This is a genomic window from Neoakkermansia glycaniphila, from assembly GCF_900097105.1.
GTDB lineage: Bacteria > Verrucomicrobiota > Verrucomicrobiia > Verrucomicrobiales > Akkermansiaceae > Akkermansia > Akkermansia glycaniphila.
The window spans coordinates 1,781,824-1,803,490 of the sequence record NZ_LT629973.1; the positions used below are offsets into that span (position 1 = coordinate 1,781,824).

20 protein-coding genes and 1 CRISPR repeat array are annotated in these 21,667 nt (G+C 59.2%); of the genes, 15 read left to right on the plus strand and 5 right to left on the minus strand.

Going from position 1 to position 21,667, the window contains the following annotated elements; translation table 11 throughout:
• Positions 1 to 76: 76 nt before the first annotated feature.
• The 3 genes from carB (at position 77) to PYTT_RS07390 (ending at position 4,552) form a co-directional block, all read left to right on the plus strand.
• Entirely contained in the window at positions 77 to 3,274 is a 3,198-nt protein-coding gene (carB, locus tag PYTT_RS07375) for a carbamoyl-phosphate synthase large subunit (RefSeq protein ID WP_067777398.1), read from the plus strand.
• 275 nt (positions 3,275 to 3,549) lie between these two features.
• On the plus strand, positions 3,550 to 3,777 hold the full coding sequence (locus PYTT_RS07385; protein ID WP_067777394.1) for a hypothetical protein: 228 nt from the start codon (positions 3,550 to 3,552) through the stop codon (positions 3,775 to 3,777).
• Positions 3,778 to 3,781: 4 nt separating this feature from the next.
• Positions 3,782 to 4,552 (plus strand): hypothetical protein, encoded by a 771-nt coding sequence (locus tag PYTT_RS07390; protein WP_067777393.1) that lies wholly within the window; start codon positions 3,782 to 3,784, stop codon positions 4,550 to 4,552.
• Between the two features lie 330 nt (positions 4,553 to 4,882).
• Positions 4,883 to 5,923: a CRISPR direct-repeat array (repeat unit 33 nt; unit sequence GTCGCACTCCTCACGGAGTGCGTGGATTGAAAC).
• 73 nt (positions 5,924 to 5,996) lie between these two features.
• Here the strand turns inward: PYTT_RS07390 and PYTT_RS07395 are convergent.
• Positions 5,997 to 7,367, minus strand: a complete 1,371-nt coding sequence (locus PYTT_RS07395) for an MATE family efflux transporter (RefSeq protein ID WP_067777391.1) — start codon at positions 7,365 to 7,367, stop codon at positions 5,997 to 5,999.
• A gap of 57 nt (positions 7,368 to 7,424) precedes the next feature.
• Complete coding sequence (locus PYTT_RS07400) at positions 7,425 to 8,450, minus strand: tRNA dihydrouridine synthase (RefSeq protein WP_083076931.1); 1,026 nt, start codon at positions 8,448 to 8,450, stop codon at positions 7,425 to 7,427.
• Between PYTT_RS07400 and PYTT_RS07405 the strand changes: the two genes are divergently transcribed.
• The 12 genes from PYTT_RS07405 to PYTT_RS07460 all read left to right on the plus strand — a co-directional run bounded on the left by PYTT_RS07405 (position 8,449) and on the right by PYTT_RS07460 (position 19,291).
• Entirely contained in the window at positions 8,449 to 9,738 is a 1,290-nt protein-coding gene (locus PYTT_RS07405) for a 4-hydroxy-3-methylbut-2-enyl diphosphate reductase (protein ID WP_245741018.1), read from the plus strand. The two genes, PYTT_RS07400 and PYTT_RS07405, sit on opposite strands and share 2 nt — an antisense overlap.
• 42 nt (positions 9,739 to 9,780) lie before the next feature.
• Positions 9,781 to 10,854: an acyltransferase family protein gene (locus PYTT_RS07410; protein WP_172801786.1), complete on the plus strand. Its 1,074-nt coding sequence runs from the start codon at positions 9,781 to 9,783 to the stop codon at positions 10,852 to 10,854.
• A gap of 112 nt (positions 10,855 to 10,966) precedes the next feature.
• Positions 10,967 to 12,418, plus strand: a complete 1,452-nt coding sequence (gene guaB / locus PYTT_RS07415) for an IMP dehydrogenase (protein WP_067777383.1) — start codon at positions 10,967 to 10,969, stop codon at positions 12,416 to 12,418.
• Between the two features lie 13 nt (positions 12,419 to 12,431).
• Positions 12,432 to 13,955 carry a glutamine-hydrolyzing GMP synthase gene (guaA, locus tag PYTT_RS07420; RefSeq protein WP_067777381.1) on the plus strand — a complete coding sequence of 508 codons (1,524 nt, stop codon included), beginning with the start codon at positions 12,432 to 12,434 and terminating at the stop codon, positions 13,953 to 13,955.
• Positions 13,956 to 13,976: 21 nt separating this feature from the next.
• On the plus strand, positions 13,977 to 14,579 hold the full coding sequence (locus PYTT_RS13850; RefSeq protein ID WP_067777380.1) for a sugar O-acetyltransferase: 603 nt from the start codon (positions 13,977 to 13,979) through the stop codon (positions 14,577 to 14,579).
• Positions 14,576 to 15,253 carry an HAD family hydrolase gene (locus PYTT_RS07430; protein ID WP_067777379.1) on the plus strand — a complete coding sequence of 226 codons (678 nt, stop codon included), beginning with the start codon at positions 14,576 to 14,578 and terminating at the stop codon, positions 15,251 to 15,253. The genes PYTT_RS13850 and PYTT_RS07430 overlap by 4 nt, the downstream gene beginning before the upstream one ends.
• On the plus strand, positions 15,250 to 15,759 hold the full coding sequence (locus tag PYTT_RS07435) for a pyridoxamine 5'-phosphate oxidase family protein (RefSeq protein ID WP_067777377.1): 510 nt from the start codon (positions 15,250 to 15,252) through the stop codon (positions 15,757 to 15,759). The genes PYTT_RS07430 and PYTT_RS07435 overlap by 4 nt, the downstream gene beginning before the upstream one ends.
• Positions 15,756 to 16,727 carry an AEC family transporter gene (locus tag PYTT_RS07440; RefSeq protein ID WP_067777374.1) on the plus strand — a complete coding sequence of 324 codons (972 nt, stop codon included), beginning with the start codon at positions 15,756 to 15,758 and terminating at the stop codon, positions 16,725 to 16,727. Before PYTT_RS07435 ends, PYTT_RS07440 begins: the two co-directional genes overlap by 4 nt.
• Positions 16,728 to 16,823: 96 nt before the next feature.
• Positions 16,824 to 17,240, plus strand: a complete 417-nt coding sequence (locus PYTT_RS07445; protein WP_067777372.1) for a hypothetical protein — start codon at positions 16,824 to 16,826, stop codon at positions 17,238 to 17,240.
• A 9-nt stretch (positions 17,241 to 17,249) separates the two neighbouring features.
• A complete protein-coding gene (locus tag PYTT_RS07450) occupies positions 17,250 to 17,528 on the plus strand; it encodes a hypothetical protein (RefSeq protein WP_141675872.1) in 279 nt (92 codons plus the stop codon).
• 363 nt (positions 17,529 to 17,891) lie between these two features.
• Positions 17,892 to 18,461 (plus strand): hypothetical protein, encoded by a 570-nt coding sequence (locus PYTT_RS07455; protein WP_067777368.1) that lies wholly within the window; start codon positions 17,892 to 17,894, stop codon positions 18,459 to 18,461.
• A 23-nt stretch (positions 18,462 to 18,484) separates the two neighbouring features.
• Positions 18,485 to 19,291: an Hsp33 family molecular chaperone HslO gene (locus tag PYTT_RS07460; protein WP_083076929.1), complete on the plus strand. Its 807-nt coding sequence runs from the start codon at positions 18,485 to 18,487 to the stop codon at positions 19,289 to 19,291.
• An 817-nt stretch (positions 19,292 to 20,108) separates the two neighbouring features.
• On the opposite strand, the gene PYTT_RS13360 is transcribed toward PYTT_RS07460, so the two are convergent.
• The 3 genes from PYTT_RS13360 to PYTT_RS07465 are packed head-to-tail and all read right to left on the minus strand — an operon-like array spanning position 20,109 to position 21,665.
• On the minus strand, positions 20,109 to 20,408 hold the full coding sequence (locus PYTT_RS13360) for a hypothetical protein (RefSeq protein ID WP_141675870.1): 300 nt from the start codon (positions 20,406 to 20,408) through the stop codon (positions 20,109 to 20,111).
• Between the two features lie 4 nt (positions 20,409 to 20,412).
• Positions 20,413 to 20,787, minus strand: coding sequence for a hypothetical protein (locus tag PYTT_RS13365; protein WP_141675869.1), 375 nt, complete (start codon positions 20,785 to 20,787; stop codon positions 20,413 to 20,415).
• Positions 20,788 to 20,837: 50 nt separating this feature from the next.
• Entirely contained in the window at positions 20,838 to 21,665 is an 828-nt protein-coding gene (locus PYTT_RS07465) for a glycosyltransferase family 10 domain-containing protein (RefSeq protein ID WP_083076927.1), read from the minus strand.
• Positions 21,666 to 21,667: the final 2 nt, after the last annotated feature.

Genomic DNA, 21,667 nt, shown 5'->3' on the forward strand with positions numbered 1-21,667 from the left:
ATTTCGTAATAAAAAATACTTTAGTCTTGCTTTTTCGAGCCTGTTATGGCATACCCCTTGGGATTTAACCTAAAATATGCCGAAAGACACGTCTATCCACAAGATTCTCGTGATCGGGTCCGGCCCGATCGTTATTGGACAAGGTTGCGAGTTCGACTATTCCGGAACTCAAGCGTGCAAGGCATTGCGTGAAGAAGGGTACGAGGTGGTGCTGGTGAATTCCAACCCAGCCACCATCATGACGGACCCGGAAACAGCCCCGCGTACCTACATCGAACCGATCACTCCCGAGTATGTGGAGAAGATCATCGCCCGCGAGAAGCCGGACGCCCTGCTGCCGACCCTCGGCGGCCAGACGGCCCTGAACTGCGCCATGAAGCTGCATGCCGACGGCGTGCTGGACCGCTATGGCGTACGCATGATCGGCGCGAATGCCGATGCCATCGACAAGGGCGAAGACCGCCTGCGCTTCAAGGAAGCGATGCTGAAAATCGGGCTGGACGTTCCCCGCTCCGGCATCGCCCACAATATGAACGATGCCTGGCAGGTGGCGGAGGAGATCGGTTCCTATCCCCTCATCATCCGCCCCGCCTTCACCCTCGGCGGCACGGGCGGCGGCATCGCCTACAACCGCGCCGAGTTCGAAGAAATCTGCGCCCGCGGCATCGACCTTTCCCCCGTATCCGAAGTGCTGATCGAGGAATCCCTCCTCGGCTGGAAGGAATACGAGATGGAAGTGATGCGCGACCGCAACGATAATTGCGTGGTCGTCTGCTCCATCGAAAACCTCGACCCGATGGGCGTTCACACCGGAGACTCCATCACCGTGGCCCCCATCCAGACCCTGACCGACCGCGAATACCAGATCATGCGCGACGCCTCCTTCGCCGTGATTCGTGAAATCGGCGTGGAAACTGGCGGCTCGAACATCCAGTTCGCCACCGATCCGAAGACGGGCCGCATGATCGTCATCGAGATGAATCCGCGCGTCTCCCGCTCCTCGGCTCTCGCCTCGAAGGCTACGGGCTTCCCGATCGCCAAGCTCGCGGCGAAGCTCGCTGTCGGTTACACGCTCGACGAACTGCGCAACGACATCACGAAGGAAACCCCCGCCTCGTTCGAACCCTCCATCGACTATGTGGTCACCAAGGTGCCGCGCTTCACCTTCGAGAAGTTCAAGCAGGCCGACGCCCGCCTGACCACCTCGATGAAATCCGTGGGCGAGGCCATGGCCATCGGCCGCACCTTCAAGGAATCCCTGCAGAAGGCTCTCCGCTCCCTCGAAACGGGCCGCTGGGGCTTCGGCTTCGATAACAAGGACCCCGAAAACCCCTCCCATGAGGAAATCGTGCGCATGCTCGCCGTGCCGAATGCCGAACGCATCTTCTGGATTCAGACGGCCTACATGAACGGTTTCTCGCTCGAAGAAATCCACGACATCACGCAGATCGACCCGTGGTTCCTCGCCCAGCTCGAAGATCTGGCGAATGCCGGGAAGAACCTCGCCACCCTCGACCTCAAGGAAGCCAAGAAGCTCGGCTTCTCCGACCGCCAGATTGCGAAAGCACGCGGCTGCTCGGAAGACGATGTACGCAAGGAGCGCAAGCGCCACGGCATCATCCCCACCTACAGGCTGGTGGATACCTGCGCCGCCGAATTCGAAGCCAGCACCCCGTACTACTACTCCAGCTACGGAGAAGAGAACGAAGCCCGTGACGAAGGCCGCAAGAAAATCATGATCCTCGGCGGCGGCCCGAACCGCATCGGGCAGGGCATCGAGTTCGACTACTGCTGCGTGCATGCCTCCTTCGCCCTGAAGGAACTCGGGTACGAAACCATCATGGTGAACTCGAACCCGGAAACCGTCTCCACCGACTACGACACCTCGGACAAGCTCTACTTCGAGCCCCTCACGCTGGAAGACGTACTGAACATCTGCGACCAGGAAAAGCCGGACGGCGTGATCGTCCAGTTCGGCGGCCAGACTCCGCTGAACCTCGCCTCCGCTCTCGAAGCCCACGGCGTGCCCATCATCGGTACCAGCCCGAAGAGCATCGAACTCGCGGAAGACCGCAAATACTTCTCCGCCCTCCTCGACGAGCTCCGCCTCAAGCAGGCGGAAGCAGGCACCGCCGTCACGCAGGATGAAGCCGCCGAAGTGGCCGGGCGCATCGGCTACCCCGTCCTCGTCCGCCCCTCCTTCGTACTGGGCGGCCGCGCCATGATGATCGTCTATGACGAGCAGGAACTCCGTCGCTACATGGCCGAAGCCGTGGACGTCTCCCCCGATCGCCCCGTACTCGTGGACCGCTTCCTTGAAAACGCCATGGAAATCGACTGCGATGTGATCTCGGACGGCGATATCTCCGTCGTCGGCGCCATCATGCAGCACGTCGAACCCGCAGGCATCCACTCCGGCGACTCCGCGTGCATGATCCCTGCCGTCGGCGTATCCATGGGCATGCACAAGGAAATGATGCGCGCCGCCAAGGAACTGGCCGCCCGCCTCAATGTGCGCGGCCTGATGAACATCCAGTTCGCCATCAAGGATGAAGAGCTCTACGTCATCGAAGTGAATCCGCGCGCCTCGCGCACCGTCCCCTTCGTCTCGAAATCCATCGGCGTACCGCTCGCCAAGCTCGCGGCCAAGGTCATGTCCGGCAAAACGCTGCCGGAACTCGGCTTCACCAAGGAAATCGTGCCGGAATACTACTCCGTCAAGGAAGCCGTCTTCCCGTGGGGCCGCTTCCCGGGCATCGACGTCGTCCTCGGACCCGAAATGCGCTCTACCGGCGAAGTCATGGGCATTGACGCCGACCCGGAAATCGCCTTCGCGAAATCCCAGATCAGCGCGTTCAACCCGCTGCCGGAGCCGGGCCTCGTCTTCATCTCCGTCAACGACCGCGACAAGGAAGCCGTCGTCCCCATCGCCCGCGACCTCGTGCGCCTCGGCTACGACCTCTGCGCCACGCGCGGCACCATGATCCACCTGCTGCAGCACGACATCGAATGCGAACGCGCCTACAAAGTGCATGAAGGCCGCCGCCCGAACATCGTGGACCGCATCAAGAACGGCGACATCGTCTTCATCATCAACACGCCCGGCTCGCACGACGCCCGTGCGGACGAAGTAGCCATCCGCGCCAGCGCGGTCGGCAGCAAAATCTCGTACTGCACCAACCTTGCCTCGGCGCGCGCCTGTGTGGCCGCCGTCCGCGGCATCAAGGACAAAGTCGCAGGCGTGAAAACCATTCAGGAATACCACGGAGTCTGATCCTGCATCGGCTCCGCCCGATTCCCTCCCCCGGTGCGCTTCCCGTACCGGGGGATTTTTGTGGATGCCATGGCGGCATTGGCAAGCGAATGGCGGGTATTCACAAAGGATCGCCGGAGAGGAGCATTTGCGCATGGAATCCCTTGGCGGAGCGGAGATGCGGGAAGCGCATGGCCGGGTACGGGAAAACGGTGGGGTGCAGCCCGTTCCGAGAAATAGAATTCGGGCGAGACCGTTTGCTTGACAGCCATTCTGCAATCGGCTAGCTTTATACAATGTCATCCTCCTTTTCCGTGTCGACCCTGATTTCCGCAGCGGGCATGCTGCTCTTCTTCCTCTCTTCAGGCATCTCCGGGGCGGCTCCCGTCTTCATCCCCCACGTCTCCGAAACGGAAGGATGGTACGATGTGAACAAGAAGACGAAGTGGACGGACTGGCCCCTTGCACAGCCCAACTGGTGGGAAGAACCGGCTCCGACCCGCCCGAAGGAATGGAATAGATAGCCTGATGTGCTGGGCCGCTGCAGCCTCCAACATCCTCCAGTGGTGGCAGGACAACCGTACAGACGTAGCCGCTTCCACGCCGAACGGATACGCCTCCACCTATGTCGCCATGCCGCAGGTTGCGCAACTCTTCATCTACCAGATGATCACGAGAAACTGGACCGACGGGGGAGGGCAGGTGGAACAGGCGTGGAACTGGTGGTTCAACGGCGGCATGCTGCCTGATGTATACTATCCGACATCGTCACAGATACAGACGACTCCGATATCTCCGGGCGGGTACTGGAGCCATCTTGGCATGACCTTCGATATGGACGCCATCGAATCGCCCCTGTTCCGGAGCTATGGCTTCTATTCCGTGGGCAATACGAGCCTTAAGAAAGAATTCACCGGAGTCTTCACCGATTATATCGACAACGGCTGGGGCGTCTCCCTCAGCCTGACCTCTCCGACTACGGGGCACGCAATCACCATGTGGGGATACGACTATACGGAAGAAGGAGACCTCATCCTGTACCTCACCGATTCGGACGACTACCGGATCGCCATGTTCCGGCAGATACTCAAAATGTCGGACACCGGCCACCTCTATCTGGAAGGCATCGACAATGAAACGGCGCAGTATGCCTATGACCCTGCGACGGCGACTGGGTGGGAAGTCACTTCCATCCATGCGCTCACTGCACCGCTGAACTTGGCGCCCGAACCGTCCGCCGCCGCTCTGGCTTTGGCGGGATGCCTCGCCGGGATGTGGAGAAGGCAGCGGAGAGTATGAGGCTGAGTCTCCTGCAGCAAGGGGAAAGGACAGTGTGGCAGCTTGTGAAACGGGCGGTATTTTGCGGCGGCTGGGCAGGCGATTGATGGAAAAGACTTGCCCATCGTCGAGACCTGCCCTACAATTCCGAATGTCAGGAATGGCCGCCGTGGCGCGAACCCCAAGCTGTGGCGAAATTCCCGGGAGATCTGCGAAATGCGTGATTCGCTGGGAATCAGAAGATTGAAAGGACTGGCGCGGGTGCAATCGTCTGCTTTTCGGCAGTACGTCAGCAAGTCCGCGCAAATGCAAGCATGGACAAGGCTTTATCAATGTGTTATGGTCTTGGCTGTCGCACTCCTCACGGAGTGCGTGAATTGAAACATCAGCCTTGCCGCCGGTTCCAATATCGTGAAAAGTCGCACTCCTCACGGAGTGCGTGAATTGAAACATTGAACATGACGGAAAGCGTCTCCCTGTATCTGGTCGCACTCCTCACGGAGTGCGTGAATTGAAACAACAGGGGGAAGCAGCAAGCCGCTGAGCGAAGGGGTCGCACTCCTCACGGAGTGCGTGAATTGAAACTAGATTCCGGGGTGACGCGGGCGGAAGCGATGAGTCGCACTCCTCACGGAGTGCGTGAATTGAAACTCAAAACAAGAAGTCATTGACATGAAGGCGATGAACGTCGCACTCCTCACGGAGTGCGTGAATTGAAACCCTCCCTTACCTCGCCTCCCCGCAGCCTGAAAATGTCGCACTCCTCACGGAGTGCGTGAATTGAAACTCCACAATCAGCACCGTGCCGCGTGGGCTATATCGTCGCACTCCTCACGGAGTGCGTGAATTGAAACTCATCTCGGCTACATCACATGAGGAAATTGGCATGGTCGCACTCCTCACGGAGTGCGTGGATTGAAACCGGCGGCGATGGGTTCCGGGTCGCCGGGGATGGTGTCGCACTCCTCACGGAGTGCGTGGATTGAAACTGCTGGCCATGCGCATCTCCTGCGTCGAGTAGATGTCGCACTCCTCACGGAGTGCGTGGATTGAAACTTGCCGTCAGATTCCCTCTTCACCCTCGCCGCATGTCGCACTCCTCACGGAGTGCGTGGATTGAAACATCGGAAGCCCGCCTGTCGTGTCGAATAATAGGGGGTCGCACTCCTCACGGAGTGCGTGGATTGAAACCTTCATCCCTGCCCGGCACTCCGCCACGGGCAAGGTCGCACTCCTCACGGAGTGCGTGGATTGAAACGCAGGGGATGCCGCTGTCCATATCCGGGTACCATGTCGCACTCCTCACGGAGTGCGTGGATTGAAACTGGCATGCTTCGCCAGCATTTTTTGCTCGATCGGGTCGCACTCCTCACGGAGTGCGTGGATTGAAACCCTCCGTTCATGAGGGTGCAGACCGGCGATAAGGTCGCACTCCCCACGGAGTGCGGCGGGAGATGTTTCTACCTCAGGCCATTTCTTCGTCATGGATGCCGCTTTTCATTTTGCGGCGGAAGAACCATGACAGGGTGATCCATGCTACGGCGGAGGAGATGAGGTCTGCCGTGGCCATGGCGAACCAGATGCCGTTCTGCCCCCAGAAGGTGGGGAGGACGAGCAGCAGAGGCACGAGGAAGATCATCTGGCGGGTGAGCGAGAGGAAGATGGAGATTCGCGCCCTGCCGATGGATTGGAAGAAGTTCCCGATGACGATGGGGGCGCCGATGAGGGGGAAGGCCAGTGCGCTGAGGCGCAACCCGCGTTCGGCGATTTCTTTCAGTTCGGCGTTGTCGGTGAACATGCCGGCGAGCATGTGCGGGAAGAGTTCGCAGGCGAGCCATCCGAAGGTGGTGATGCCGGTGCCGGCGATGATGCCGTAGCGGAGGACCTGCCGCACACGGTCGAGCCGTCCTGCGCCGAGGTTGTAGCCTGCGATGGGTTGCATGCCCTGCGTGAGGCCGATGACGACCATGACGACGAGGATCTGTACGCGGCTGATGACGCCGAAGGCTCCCACCGCCGGGTCTCCGCCGTGATCCAGCAGTTGCCGGTTGATGACGAGGACGACGATGCAGCCGCAGGCATTCAGCAGGCAGGGTGCCATGCCGATGGAGGCGATGGCGGTGCAGATTCCCCGGCGGAGCCGGTAGATGCCTTTGGTGAAGTGGATGGTGTGCGAGCTGTCGCGGTAGTGGTGGATGATCCATGCCAGGCCGACGCATTGCGCGAGGAGCGTGGCGATGGCTGCCCCTGTCATCCCCCAGCCGAGAGTGAAGATGAAGACGGGGGCGAAGGCGACGTTGGCGACGACGGTGATGATGGTGGTGAGCATGGCCTTGCGCGGGTAGCCGGAGGCGCGCATGGCGTGGTTCATGTTGAAGAAGGCGTAGGTGAGCGGCAGGCCGAGCAGGGTGACGAGCATGAAGTCGTAGGCATGCGGCATGGTGCCGGAGCTGGCTCCGAAGAGGTGCAGGATGGGGTGCAGGATGGGGCAGCATCCCCACCCGAAGGCGATGCCGAGGATGATGCTGAGCAGGAGCATGTTGCCGAAGACGTTGAATGCGCCTTCCCGGTCGTGCCTGCCAAGGGTGATGGAGCAGACGGCTGCGCCACCGATGCCCACAAGGGTGCCGAGCGCGAAGACGAGGCTCATGATGGGGAAGGCGACTCCGAGGCCGGAGAGGGCTTCGGCTCCTACGCCGTGGCCGATGAAGATGCTGTCGATGACGTTATACAGCGAATACGCCACCATGCCGGCGATGGCCGGAAGGGAGTATTGGAGGAGGAGCTTGCCGATGGGTTCGCGCTCCAGGGCCTGCATGTGTCGATCCTGTTCCATGGCGGTGTGTCCGGCGAGGGGCGGGGCGCGGAATGGTAGGGGAAACGGGCGCCGTTGTCAAGGCGAGGGTGCGGTGCCGGGCGGCGGGGCGGCGGCTTTCAGCGCGGCGACGTGGGCGATGAGCCGGGAGTGTTCCGGCGGAGTTTCGGGGTAGGGGGTATCGGTGTCGAGGTGGTCCCTGACGGGCTGGAGCAGGGTTTCCTTTGTGGTGGCGCGGCGCATGCGGTGGCCGAAGTCGTCCGGCAATCCTTCGGCCACATAGACGAGGAATTTTTTCATGCGGTGGATGTGGTCGATTTCCTTGTAGGGGGTGAAGAGCCGGGCGGTCTCCTCGAACAGGGCGAGGGCGTAGGCCATCATGTCGCGGCAGGTCGGGGCGGCTTCTCCCCGGAGGCGTCGGAAGAGGTAGGGGTTGCGCACGGCTCCGCGTCCGATCATCAGCCCGGCGGGGTTGGCGGCTCGTTGCCATGCGGCGGCGGATTCCGCATCCGCCACGTTGCCGTTGGCGATGACGGGGCATTCCATTTCCGCAACGGCGCGCCGGACGGTTTCGATGTGGACGGGGGTGCGGTAGCCTTCCGCCATGGTGCGGGCATGGATGGCGAGGCGGTCGGGCGCGTGTTTGCGGAGGATGGGGAGGATTTGTTCGAATTCGGCGGGGTCTTCCCAGCCGATGCGGCATTTGACGGTGAAGGCTCCGGCGGGCAGGGCGTCGCGCAGCGCGCCGAGGGTGGAATCGAGCCGCGAGAGGACGCGGAGCAGTCCCGCGCCCGCGTATTTGCGGGTGACGATGGGGGCGGGGCAGCCGACGTTGAGGTCCACTCCGGCAACGGGGTATTGCATCAATGCCTGCGCATCGCGCACGAGGGCGGGGATGTCCGAGCCGACGAGCTGTCCGTAGATCGGGACTCCGGTTTCATTTTCCGTGATGCTGCTGAGGGTGGAGGGGGCGAGCTTGCGGTGGTGCGGCGTGGTGCGGAAGTACTCCGTGATGAAGTAGTCGGGCAGCGTGCCGAGCCTGTGCAGGGTACGGATCATCGCGAGGTCGGAAACATCCTGCATGGGCGCGAGCGCGAGAAGCATGCCGCGATTCTACCACGGGGCGGCTTCGCTGGAAAGGGTTAAGCTTGACTCGCAGCGGCGAAAAGGCGACACTCGCGCCATGAAGCCGAACAAGCCTGTCAACGTCCGCCGCTCCGATGTCATGGAAAAGGTTTCCGCCGTGATCGGCGAGCATTACCTGAGTCCGCTGGTGGATGGCATCCGTGCCCGGGGTGGCCGGATGGTGCTGGACAATATGACGATTCTGCTCGCGCAGGAGTTCGGCTTCTGTGCCGGGGTGCGCCGTGCGATCGATATTGCCTATGCGGCGCGGCGCGTGTTCCCCGACCAGCGGATTTATCTGATCGGCGAGATCATCCACAATCCCGAGGTGAACCGCCAGCTCGACGAGATGGGGCTGGTGCGCCTGCCCTGGCAGCAGATGGACGAGAGCTACGAGGCGTTGACGCCCGATGACGTGGTGATCATTCCCGCCTTCGGCGTACCCGTGCAGATGCGGGAATTTCTGGAAGAGAAGGGCGTGTCCATCGTGGATACGACCTGCGGAGATGTGATGAAAGTCTGGCGGCGCGTGAAGGGATATGCGAATAGCGGCATCACTTCCGTCATTCACGGCAAGGCGAAGCACGAGGAGAGCCGCGCGACGGCGTCTCACGCCCGGGGCGATGGCGGGGATGGGCATTACATCGTCGTCTTCACTTCGGAGGATGCCCGCGTGGTCTGCGATTACATTCTGGGCAAGGGCGACCGGGAAAAGTTTCTGGCGCATTTCCGGGGGGCGATGTCGGAAGGCTTCGATCCCGACCTCCATCTGCAGCGTGTCGGCATGGCGAACCAGACGACCATGCTCAAGGAAGAGACCCTTGAAATCCAGACCATGCTGCGCGACGCGGTGATCGCTCGCGACGGCAACGAGCTGAACTTCCATGTGTTCGATACGATCTGCGGTGCGACGCAGGATCGCCAGAATGCGCTGTTTCATCTGCTGGAGCAGCCGCTGGATGCCGTCATCGTCGTCGGCGGCTACAACAGCTCGAACACGACCCACCTCGTCGAGATCGCCCAGAAGCACCAGCCGAACACATGGTTCGTCGAAAATGCCGCCTGCATCGAAAGCCTGCATGAAATCCGCGCCTTCAATACCCGGACGAAGAAGGAGGAACTGACGGTCCTTCCGCCCGAAGCGGCTGACACATCCTGCCGCTGGACGGTGGGCATCACCGCCGGAGCTTCCTGCCCGGCGAACCTGATCGAAGAGGTGATTCGCCGCTTCGCCGCTCTGCGCGGCTGCGCCGTGGAGGCGGAGTAGGGATTGGCAAAGGCGGATTGATTCTATTCTCTTGAGATGGTCATGAGCGATGGCGACAATCTGAATTCCGGAGCATTGCGGGTTGCATTCATTGATACGCTGAGAGGGGTGGCGATGTTGCTCGTCATCTTTCATCATTGCGGCGCTCCTGGGAGCGATCTGATTCTAGCCTTTCATATGCCGTTGTTTTTCTGGCTGTCCGGTTATGTTCAGTCCTTGCAGAAAGGAGACATTTCGCTATGGGTTACGATTAAAAAAAGATTCGTGCGCTTGATGCTGCCTTATTTCGGGTTTGAACTGATCAATCTGGGTATATCGCTTGTTTTCTATCCACACTTATTGCATGCAAATAATTTTCAAAGCGCCTTGTGGAGTATTGCCTCCTGTGTGAATGTGCCGGTCTATTACGGCATATGCCTGAGATTGTGGTTTTTGCCGTGCATGTTCGTGGTGGGTATATTATATGCTTTGATTGCCAAAATGATCGAATGGAGGCATGGCAGTGTGGCAAAATGGTCGTGGGCATGTGGCCTCGCCTTCATCCTGCTTTCCTTCGCCGTGAATACAGCCATGCCGGAAGGCAGATTGCCCTTTGCCCTGGATACGGGGTTGGTCGGCGCGGGATTCCTTTTCTTCGGCATCGCCTGCCGTCCCTATGTGGATTGGCTGTATGTGCAGAAATGGTATGTGTTGGCTGCGGTTGCGATCATTGGAGGGGGCGGAGTGTATGCGGCGCAGGAGTTGAATAGCTCCTTGTTCCTGATGTATGTCGATCAGTACGGCGATTACCTTTATGCCATGCCCGGTGCGCTTGCCGGATGTTTTTTTGCGTGCAGCCTGGTATTCCTGTGCAAGGATATGCTTCCTGTCCGGATGGTGAATTATCTCAGTAGAAACTCATTAGCCATATTCCCTGTACATCTGGACATTCTCTTTTTGGTTTCCGTTCTTTTGAAAAGCGTCGATTCTCTGCAATTGTTTCCTTTCTCTTCCAATAATTTCGTGTTCAAAGTCATTTTCGTATGCGTGTTGATGATTCCATGTATATGGGTTGTGAACCGATTCTTTCCGGTTTTGGCGGGAAAAGGATGGAAAAAGCGAGAGCCTCGCCAATGACGGGCGGTGTCCGGCGAGCGTCTGCAGCAATCCTTCGCAGCCGGGCGCGAAAAAATCGTTCGTGCTGATGGTTTAGTCTTGCAATCCTGCCCGGAATCGGGTAGCTTCGCTCATGGCGGAATATCCTCTTGGACTCAGTTTTGACGATGTGCTCCTGCTCCCGTGCTTGAGCACGATTCTTCCCGGCGATGCCGATGTTTCTTCCCGGCTCGTTTCTTCCTTCCCTTTGCGTTTGCCGATCCTTTCTTCCCCGATGGATACGGTGACGGAATCGGAAATGGCCATTGCCATGGCGCGTGAAGGCGGCCTCGGCGTGATTCATCGCAATAACCTGATCGAGATTCAGGCCGCAATGGTGTCGAAGGTCAAGCGTTTCGACAACGCCGTGATTCCGAACCCGATCACCGTGTGCAAGGATATGACGATCGTTGAAGTGCGCGAGCTCGTGCACCAGCACGGCTATTCCGGCTTCCCCGTGGTGGATGCCGACGGCAGGCTGGAAGGCATCGTCACCGGTCGCGACATGCGCGGCGTGGAACGCCCCGAAACGACTCGCGTTTCCGACGTGATGACTCCGGTTGCCCGCCTCATCACTGCCGCTTCGACGACGACGATCGAGCAGGCCCGCAGCATTCTGCACGAAAACCGTATTGAAAAGCTTCCCCTCGTGGATGCCGACGGCCGCCTTGCCGGACTCATCACCGAGACGGACATTCAGAAGCGCGAATTCTTCGCCGACTCCTCGAAAGATGAATTCGGCCGTCTCCGCTGCGGCGCAGCCGTGGGCGTGGGTCCCGACTGCATCGACCGTGCGAAGGCTCTCATCGAAGCGGGCGCGGACGCCCTCTTCATCGACGCCGCCACAGGCCACACCTCCCGCGTGATGGATGTGATCGCCAAGCTCCGCGAGCTTTCCGACAAGCCCGTCGTCGCAGGCAATGTGGTGACGAAGGACGGCGCGGCCGACCTCATCGCCGCCGGTGCGAGCGCCATCAAGGTAGGCGTGGGCCCCGGTTCCATCTGCACCACCCGCATCATTGCCGGCGTGGGTATGCCCCAGTTCTCGGCCATTCAGGAAGTGGCCTCCGTCGCACGCCCGGCAGGCGTAGCCGTGATCGCCGACGGCGGCATCCGCTACTCCGGCGATGTGGTGAAGGCTCTCGCCGCAGGCGCGGACCTCATCATGATGGGCGGCCTTCTTGCAGGCTGCGAAGAAAGCCCCGGCCAGGTCGTCCACTATCAGGGCCGCCACTTCAAGCAATACCGCGGCATGGGTTCTCTCGGCGCGATGCGCCGCGGCTCCGGCGACCGCTACGGGCAGAACAGCTCCGGCAAACTCGTCGCCGAAGGCGTGGAAGCCCGCGTTCCGTACAAGGGCATGCTGGCCGACGTCATCTTCCAGCTCATGGGCGGCCTCCGTTCCGGCATGGGCTACCTCGGCGCGAACGACCTCGCCACCCTGCGCGAGCATGCACGCTTTGTGCGCATCACGGCAGGCGGCCTGAAAGAAAGCCATCCGCACGATATCACCATCACCGAAGAACCGGTCAACTATTCCTGCTAACTCTCCCGTACACATGCACGTCAAACACCTCGTCGCCGTCATCGACTTCGGCTCCCAGTACACGCAGCTCATCGTGCGCCGCGTGCGCGAACTGGGCTTCATGGCCAAACTGTACGCTTTGGAGGATCTGGACCAGATCCATGAACCCGGTGCCGTCATCCTCTCCGGAGGCCCGAAAAGCACCACGGATGCGGATGCCCCCGACATCGATTTCGCCTGGCTGCAAAGCTTCGGCGTGCCCGTGCTCGGCGTGTGCTACGGCATGCAGCTCCTGAATATCAAACACGGCGGTACCGTCAAGGGCAGCAACAAGCGCGAATACGGCCCCGCCGCCCTCGTCCCCGAAGCCGGAGCCGTGTTGTACAAGGATGTGACCCCCTCCTCGCAGGTGTGGATGAGCCATTCGGACACCGTGGACCACCTCGCCGAAGGTTGCTCCGTGATCGCCCGCAATGCGGAAGGCGTACCCGTCTCCCTCCAGTGGAGCGACCGCATGTACGGCATCCAGTTCCACCCGGAAGTCACCCACTCGCACGAAGGCCGCACCATCCTCCGCAACTTCCTTGCGCTGGCGGACAACCTTCAACGCTTCGACATCGGCGACTTCAAGAACGAAATCGTGCAGGAAATCCGTGACCGCGTGGGCGACAAGCAGGTCGTCTGCGGCGTTTCCGGCGGTGTGGACAGCACCGTGCTGGCCGTCCTGCTGCATGAAGCGGGCGTGAACGTGCGCCCCATCTTCGTGGACAACGGACTTCTCCGCAAGAATGAAGCCGAGGAAGTACAGGCCAATTTCGCCCGCATGGGCGTGGAAATCGAAACCATCGATGCCTCCGAACGCTTCCTGAACGCACTCGCCGGAGAAGGCGACCCCGAAAAGAAACGCCGCATCATCGGCGGCCTCTTCCTCGATGTGTTCTGGGATGCAGTCGGCAACGCCGAAATGCTCGCACAGGGCACCCTGTACCCGGACGTGATCGAAAGCGCGTCCAACGCCAAATCGAAAGCCTCCGTCATCAAAACCCACCACAACCGAGTGGAACGCGTGCTGGAACTCCAGGCGCAGGGCAAGGTGCTGGAACCGCTGGCCGAACTCTTCAAGGACGAAGTGCGCGAACTCGGCGCAGCCATGGGCATCCCTCACGACATCCTCTGGCGCCATCCCTTCCCGGGCCCCGGCCTCGCCGTACGCTGCCCCGGCGAAGTGACGAAGGAACGCCTCGACATCATCCGCGAATGTGACGCCATCTTCATCGGCAACCTCAAGAAATTCGGCTGGTACGAAAAGGTGTGGCAGGCCTACGCGGGCCTGATCCCCGTGAAAACCGTCGGCGTGAAGGGCGATGAACGCTCCTACGAATGGGCGACCAACCTCCGCGCCATCGTCTCGGAAGATGCGATGACCGCCGACTGGGTGGAACTCCCCCCGGCCCTGCTTCGCGAAACGAGCAACCGCATCCTGAACGAAGTCAAGGGCATCAACCGCGTTCTGTACGACATCTCGACCAAGCCCCCGGCATCCATCGAGTGGGAGTAATATTCTCCCGGAAAGGAGCAGCTGATGACCGAACTGGAAAAGTGCATGGCGGGCGAGTGGTACGATTGCCATGACCCGGTGTTTCTTGAGTTCAAGAAGAAGGCTCATCGGCTGCTGCTGCAGTACAATGCGCTTCCCTACGAGCAGAAAGAGGAGAAGCGCCTCGTGCTGGAGGAGATGCTCGGGAGCATCGGCGAGAAGGTTTCCGTGGGGCATTCGTTCGTTTGCGATTACGGCCGCAATATTCATATCGGCAGTAATGTGACGGTGAATACGGGCTGCACGTTTGTCGATTGCAATGAGATACGGATCGGCAATAATGTGCTGATCGCTCCCAATGTGCAGATTTATACGGCGACGCATCCCGTGGAGCTGGCGGAGCGCCTGACTCCCGTGGAGACGGATGGAGGCACCGAATACGTGCGCCATACCTACGCCCTCCCGGTGCGGATCGAGGACGGGTGCTGGATCGGCGGCGGTGTGGTGATTCTGCCCGGCGTGACGATCGGACACGGGAGTGTGATCGGCGCAGGCAGCGTGGTGACGAAGGATGTGCCGCCGAATTGTCTGGCGGCGGGTAATCCCTGCCGCGTGATTCGGCCTATCAACGGAGGTGCGGCATGATCAGAATGGTCGGTTTCGATTTGGACGGGACGATCGGCGAGACGATTCCGATGTGCCTGCGGGTGTTTGCCCGGGCGGTGTCTCCCCATGCGGGGCATCTGCTTAGCGAGGAGGAGATTGTGCAGACGTTCGGCCTGAACGAGGTGGGTATGGTGAAGGCGATCGTGAAGGAGGGCTGGGAGCAGGCGTTGGAAGATTTCTACACCCTTTATGAGGAGATGCACGGCGAGTGCGCCGAGCCTTACGAGGGTGTTGTCGAGCTGATCGACGATTTGAAGCGGTGCGGCGTGCAGGTGGCCCTGATTACGGGCAAGGGGGCGGTGAGCTGCCGGATTACGCTGGAGCGGTTCGGCCTGCAGGATGCGTTTTGCCGGATCGGTACCGGAGCGGAAGACCGCCTGAACAAGGCGGAGCTGATGGCCGGGCTGCTGGAGGAGTACGGGTTGGAGCGCGACGAGTTTCTGTACATCGGCGATGCCTTGTCGGATGTCGCCGCCACGAAGGAGGCGGGGGTGGTCTGCCTGTCCGCCGCGTGGAGCGAGGCTGTCGATGCTTCGCGGCTGCGGGAGGTGAATGATCCTGCGCTGGTGTTCGGCGGTATCGAAGAGTTGAGAAACTATCTGGCGGGGCTCATCGGCGGCTTGCCGGAAGCGGCAGGAGAAATGAGACCATGAGAGAGATGAGAAGAAAAGGGGAACGCGCCACGCAGGAGGAGGCGCGCCGGATCGTGGAGGAGAGCGAATACGGCTTTCTCGCTACGGCCGGGAACGGCGGGCTGCCGTACGGCGTGCCGGTGTCCCACGTTCTGCACGGGCAGGCGGTGTATTTTCATTGCGCCGTCGAGGGGCGGAAGCTGGACAATATCCGCGAGAATTCCGCCGTGTGCCTGACCTGTGTTTCCCGCGCCGAGCCGCTGCCCGAGCAGTACGATGTCCGCTATGCCTGCGCCGTCGTCGAGGGCAGGGCGGCTCTCGTCGAGGACGAGGCCGAGGTGCTCGAGGCTCTGCTTCTGATCGGAAGGCATTACACGCAGCACGATGAAGCGGCTCTGGATGCCTACATCCGGACCCGCCTGCACCGGACTTTCGTGTGCCGCATCGATATCGAAACCATCACCGGGAAAATCCACGGCGGCGCTCCGTCCGGCGGATCCGGTTCTACGGCCTGTCATCAGTCATGAATTCCTGGGATATTGTTCTTGCCACTTTTCTTGCCGTCATTCCTGTCTACCTGATTATCGGTACGGGCTGGCTGCTGCGCCGCATCCACTGGATTCTGCCTGCGCATGAATCGCCGCTGATGCGTGTGGCGCTGGATGTGTGCTATCCGTGCCTGATCCTGTCGAGCATGCTCGGCAATGAGAAGTTGTCGAGCATTTCCTTTTCCGCGCAGGCGATTGCCATGGGCTTTACCGAACTGGTCGTCGGCATGGGTGTGGCGTGGTCGGTGGCCCGGCTGCTGAAGCTGAAGGTCGGTACGGGGTTGCGGACGTTTTCGCTGTCGGCGGGTATTCAGAATTACGCTTTCTTCGTGATCCCCATTCTGATGGTGCTGTTCCCGGCCAAGGGTGATCCGACCCTTGGGGTGCTGATGACCCACAATGTCGGCTGCGAGCTGGCGGTGTGGACCATCGGCATTATCATCATTGCCGGAGGGGTGAAGAATCTGTCCGCAGGCATCTTCCTGCGCGGGCCGCTGATGGCGGTGGTGATCGGTCTTCTGCTGGGCTGGACGGGGCTTGGCTCCTACGTGGCGGTGCCTCCGGTGATGAATACCCTGTCCATGTTCGGCGGGTGTGCGGTGCCGCTCTGCATGATGCTCTTCGGCTGTACGATGTACGATTCATGGGAGCGGATGCAGTGGAACCTGCGGCTGAATATCGCCGGTGTGCTGACGCGGCTCGTGCTGGCTCCGATGCTGATTCTGCTGTTGGCATGGGCGCTGCCCGTTGATCCTCTGATCAAGCGTATCATGGTGCTGCAGGCGGCCATTCCTTCTGCGGTGATTCCCGTCATCCTTGCCAAGCGGTTCGGAGGCCATCCGGATATTGCGACGCAGGTGCTGCTGGTCACGACCCTCGTGTCGTTCATTACGCTGCCTGTCTGGCTGGCGGTGGGGGATATGTTCGTCGTGCCGCTCGTGCCCTAGGTTGTATCGGCGGGATGCGTGTATGGCCCTGTTGTTCGGCCTGTGCGGCATCATTCTTCTTGTACTCTCAATATGTGGAGTGTAGGATGAAAGCCTATGAAAAGATTACAACTTTTTCCCTATGCCGTTGCCATCCTGTGCGCCGGATTTGCCTTTGCTGCGCCGAAGGACGAACCTCCCGTCAGGCCGGAGGCCAAGTACGTCGAGATCACTTCCGGAACGGAAGACCTGGGATTCGACTGGATCGTGAATCCGTTTGCGGTAGATGCCGTGAAGAAGGAAGCGGCAATGTACGAAGTGCTGGCCACCCACAAAACCATTGCCCGCTTCGAAGGCTACCGGAATATCGTCTGCCTTGGGCGGGCTGCGTTGTGTCCCGACCGCTGCGGGCATTCGACGGTGGTCGCCGGTTTCACTATCGTTTCCTACCGTGACCATCACAAGAGCGGGCAGTATGGGGACGAGCAACAGAAAGTATTTGAAATGGATGTTTTGCAATCTGCGCCGGGATAGCCTGCGGTCGTGATGGACGCCGTCAGGAAGTTGTCCCCCGGCGATGTCGTCAACCTCGAATGGCAGCACCTCTACATATACGATGGCCGCAGCAGTTATCCTGCCCGCGTCGTCAACCTCATCACTCCGGCGAAGCTCCTTGACGAGATATTGCTTCCTCCGCCCGCCCCTTCCGGCAAATATGGGCCATCCGCTCTGCCTTATATCCGTTTGATGATGGGCGGTCGGAATGCTTCAACCCCGGACAGGAAAGAAGACGCTGTTCCGCAGGACGGAAAGCAGGGCTAGCCGCATGGGCAACGGATGCCAGGCGGTACGCGGCGCGGGCGAGTCGGTATGTCATGGTGTAGAGGTATGCTTGACGGGCATGGCCTGCGCCGGGGTCGGACAATAACACCCCATGCGGGTGCGTGGATTGAAACTTGGCTTGGTGAGTCGTCCTTGGCGGGACGATCGGGCCGCACCCCTACGGAGTGCGTGGATTGTAACCGGGGGATGGGATGCCTTATTTCATGGGCGTTCGCCGTATCCCTTCTGGAGTACGCTGTAAACTCCTCTCGCCGTGATTCCGTAGGCATGCCGCTAATAATTAGATATGCCGACAGCCTTTTGACTTGATTCGGGAAGGATTTCCCCTAGACTGTATCCGCAATGAAAACTCCCTACGCTTTCCATTCAGCATGCATGATGGCAGGAATCCTGCTGGCAGCCTGTACCGTTTCGGCTTTATCTGCTCAGACCGAACAAAATGCAGTCCCTGCCACATCGGCTGCTCCGGCTGCATTCAAACAGTACGAAGTGCTTGCAACCTTCAAAACCATTGCCCGGTTCGACGGTTACAAGGATATCCCCTGTCGCCATCTCACCTCGCTGTGCCCCGACCGTTGCGGGCATGCGTCGCGCGTCGCCGTCTTCACCGTTGCCTCGTACCTCGACTACCACAAGGGAGGAAAGTACGGTGATGAAAAACAGCAGACGGTTTACGTGGATGTAGCCAAACCCGTCTATGGACAATCACCCCAAGTGGCGGAAACCATTGCCAAGTTGAAGCCCGGTGACATCGTGCGCCTTGACTGGCAGCACCTCTACATGCACGACGGTGGCTCCATGTATCCCGTTCGCCCTGTGAACAGCATCGCTCCGGCCAAACTCCCTGAAGGCATCGTACTGCCTCCTCCTCCCCTTCCGGAGAACCCTGCACAGGTACCCATGCCCCTTTGAACAGAACCCGATCAGCCACAGTCATGGACACCGTACAACAAGAAATGACGGATGACTTCGTCACCGTCGAATCCATCTTTGTCCGCCAGCGGAACTGCCATCTGCTGAAAGCGCAGTTATCGCCCATTTTCACGGACTACTACCTGCACCTGATGCAGCATGGCCTGCGCAACGAAGACCCGGTGGACTCCCTGCTGAAGAACCTGACCGCCTATTTCACTCTGCATCTCGTTTCCCGGCCGTGGGCGGAATACCACGCGTGGACCATCAACCTGCGCAGTCCGCTGGTGGCCAACCTCTTTGTCTCCGGCTCCTCGCTGACGGAAAGCGTCGTGGCGCGGGCGTTTACGGAAGATGTGCGCGTGCCGGACCAGAACACCCTGTTCACCCAGATGATCCGCGACGGCAAAAACCCGCAGACATCCGTCATCCTGCTTCACGGCGACACGCCGGAAACATGGATAGAAGACTATTACCGGCAAAGCGAACAACGCATAGTCCGCTGCTTCGAGTTGCCGGACGAAAACTTCATCCTCATCACAGCGCAGCCCGACGCCGATCTTGACTGGCTGCAGAATCTCACTCTTGAGGATGCCGACGCCATGGAGAAAAATGAGGCCACCAAGATCATGGAAACGCGCCGCCTCCGCTTCCACTGCGGTTGCACCATCGACAAAATCCTGCCCACCGTCCGCACGATGAAAAAGGACTTTGCCGACCTCCTGTCGGAACAGGGCAAGCTGGACATCACCTGCCCCCGATGTGCGGCCCAGTATGTTGTGACTGCTGACATGCTGCAGGACGGTCCCGATGAGCGGGAAGAAGAATGAGGCCGCTCGGGTACGATTGAATGCTTGCACCCGGAGCTGTCTCATCGTATGATTTCATGCGTGGCGGCTTCCCTGCTGCCATGCTGCGCGAACCCCAAGCTGTGGCGAAATTCCCGGGAGATCGGCGTATTTTGCAGTTTGCTCAGTATAAGGATGTTGAGAGAATTGGTGCGAAACCTCTTCCGCGAAGTGACGTATCACGGAAGCAGGTTCGCGAAAATGCAAGCATGGACAAGGCTGTATCAGCATGTTATGGTATTGGCAGTCGCACTCCTCACGGAGTGCGTGGATTGAAACTCTCCGCAGCCGGGAGAAGAAATCAAAATCACAAGTCGCACTCCTCACGGAGTGCGTGGATTGAAACTGAATGTGTTAATGCTTTATTTGAGCAGGCAGAAAGTCGCACTCCTCACGGAGTGCGTGGATTGAAACTCCGACCCGCACCCGGAGCCGGGGGTCACGCGCCGTCGCACTTCTCACGGAGTGCGTGGATTGAAACTTTGAAGACTATGAGTCAGCCGTCGCCTGCGAAATGTCGCACTCCTCACGGAGTGCGTGGATTGAAACAGTTCAGAATTTAACGATCCTACGATGTGGGCGCACGTCGCACTCCTCACGGAGTGCGTGGATTATTTTATTGATAAAACGTTGAAAATAAGTAATTAAGAAAATTACTTGTAATTTTTTTGCAATGCGGAAAAGCGCGCTATGACCGCAAAATCAGTACACGAAAAGCCCCGCCTTTGAGGGGCGGGGCTGGTTGAGGTTAGACTTGCTTCATATCCTGTTCGTAGTCGGCTGGAATATGGTGTGTTTATCAAAAATTAGGATTAATAAACCATTGAATTAGATCGTCTTTTGGATTATTAGCCAACCTTAAGTATGTTGCGGCCTTTTCGAGTGCGTCAAGGCTTGTATGTGCATACACACAGCTGCTTATGTAGGGTGCTCCCTGATCGCTTCTTTGGTAATGATGACTCACGTCGTACCTGTACAGCTGACTTCTTGTATTTAACCATATTTTAATTTCTAACCTTTGAGATCCCATTATAACCCTGTATTGTTCTGCAAGGCTCTCAACATCTTCAAAGATAGTATTATTTACTTCTGTTTTCATTTTATTATATTTTTTCTTTCGGTGATCCGGCATCCCAGTTTGTGATGCCTAAATAGCTCGCGAGACAAGATTTATGGAAGCTTTCCCCCGTCGTGGTGTAAGTCCGACCGCTAAATATTATCTCATCAACAATCATATTGTATGAAAGTCCGTTATTTTTGCATCCTATATAATCTCCTGTTCTAACGCGTGCATATTGAGGAAATTGTGAAATCATGTCTTCCCAATTTTGCCACGCGCCCTCTTCATCCGTCGCTGTTTTATATGTTGTAATACCGCAGATTTTGCATGCGATGGCGAAATCGTTGATGCCAACGATTTCAGGAATCCCATTACATGCAGGGTTAATGCACCTTGATCTAATTTTGCTTGTCACCATGCCTTATACTATATTCTAACTTATATAATTGTCAACAGGCATGATCCTTGCTAATGACACATCCGTTCAACCACCTCCCTCGCCCGCTCGCGGATGTGCGGGCGTGGATCCTTACCGGGCAGGAACACCGGCTGGTTGATGATGGCAGCCATCGCCTCAGGATCCCGCGACAGCTCCTCGATATGGTCAAGCATGGCCGCATCGCTCCCGTAGTTCGCACGGTCGATCACGCGCGCCGGGTTGATGTCCGACTGCTCCGCGCCCCAGTACACCGGGATAGCCCCGGCGTTGATGGCATCAATGATTTTTTCGGTGGTGTATCCCGGCTGTGCATTGCCGTTTTCGGCAGCGAGGACAAAGGCATACATCTCGCACACGGCGTGCTTGCTGCGCACCTGCGGATGCGTCGGCATCCAGCAGCCCATGGAGTCCATCAGGCCGCGGTCGAGGGCTGCCGTCATGATCATGTTGCGCGGCGGGCACCACTTGTCCGACACCACGGCGAGGATCTTGCGGCGGCGGCGTGCCACCTCCTCAGCCGCCACCGTACCGGGGGCACTGTAATCCCTGTGAGGATTAAGGTACATGATCCAGCTCGGCAGGCGCGTACATGACTCTCCGTCCGGGTCGTAGCCGAGGATGTGAGCAGCCAGCTCGTGCCGCTTGTCCATGCGGCCCCACGGCTCACAGGTATGGAGGATATAAGGCTTGCCCTGCAGGTCACGCCACCGGCTGCCGTAGTTGGAGCCGATGACCAGGCTCGCCTCCCGCAGGGGTGCAAGTTCCGCGATGCCGTCGAGCTGCTCAAGGATCCAGTTCGGGCATCCCTTGTTGGGGTCGTGCATCGGCCAACAGTCTACAAATGCTATTTTTATCATAT